This is a genomic window from Microcoleus sp. C2D2 (genome assembly GCF_036702495.1).
GTDB lineage: Bacteria > Cyanobacteriota > Cyanobacteriia > Cyanobacteriales > Microcoleaceae > Microcoleus.
In genome coordinates this window covers 1-1,134 of the sequence record NZ_JAUBTO010000120.1, presented here as the reverse complement: position 1 = coordinate 1,134, position 1,134 = coordinate 1, and the positions used below count along the sequence as shown (strand labels likewise).

The 1,134-nt window shown below is 47.3% G+C and carries 1 protein-coding gene; it reads right to left on the bottom strand.

Annotation, left to right across the window (positions count from 1 at the left end):
• Window positions 1-305: 305 nt before the first annotated feature.
• Window positions 306-1,134 (bottom strand): hypothetical protein (locus tag QUB61_RS28855; protein ID WP_333128058.1); only part of this gene is annotated, 829 nt, incomplete at its 5' end.

Below are 1,134 nucleotides of genomic sequence, written 5' to 3'. Positions count from 1 at the left end.
CTTCACCCCACCACATAGAGATTCCCCCTATAGGTTCCCAGCAAAACTGAATATTCTCGCTCTTTTCGAGTTGTATAAGTGCTCTGTAAAAAGTGGATTTTGGGATTTGAAAATGCTCGTAGAAGCTACGAGGATGAGGAATATTTAGTCTGTGTCCCTGCTGCCTGTAAATCTTAATGATTGTGTAAATATACCCGGCAGCGGTTAACAATCGAGCTTTGTATCTAGCGATTGCATCCTGTAGAAAAACCCTATCGTGTTGCTCTTGACGGGGAAGCTTTAGAGGTGGTAAAATCTTGTTCATGTTAATAAAAAGATTTTGCGAGGGCGACCGATTCTAGGCGGTCGTTTTTTCTATCAATTCGTGGGGAGCGACTGAAGCCGTCTGGTAGCACTTCGCAGCGCCACTTGATCGAATAGCGAGCGTTATGCCCCTCTCTGTGTGCTTGCCAGATTGAGCCGTCTGAGGCTCTTATCTCGGTAGTATCTGGATTCGCAAATGAGGGTATCACTATATCTGGGAAGTGATTTCTTAATCCTTTGGCGGTACGGATTGACCCTAAAGAATAAATCGGTTGCTGTACGTCTCTTTCTCCTCTTTTTGTTCCAGCCCAAGGGTGGAAATCACCAAATAATTCCCCTGCTTTGATTAGGAAAGTAGAATCGCGCTGCACGCGATCGCTTCTGCGAACATTGCACTCCGCAATCCAGCCAATAGATGTGTGCCGGTAATTTTCAATTCTGACCAATAATTTTCCCGTTTCTGGCTCCGATTCTACCCATTTATTCTGACCAAAATCAGGTGTGTAGTTTTCCTCAGATTCAATTTGAGGATGCTCGCGGTTCAATAATTGTTTGTACTCTTCAGTGAATCGAATGCTGATTTTTGTGATCGCCTCCTGCGTGTATTGCAAGCATTCGAGCCGCGCCTGCCACTCTACCCGCTGCCGGATATACAAGTCGTCGGGCAGCACCTCCCGATCGAGCTCTAACTCTTGCAACCGGGATTCGGCGATGCCCGCTTGCTCAGCGAGGTCGCGTTCAAGCCAGTCGATCAGACTTGGTTCTTCTACTTGGTCGCCTACTCGGTCGTTGCCGAGCTCAGACTTTTTTGCAAGTTCGAGCTGGAGCTGC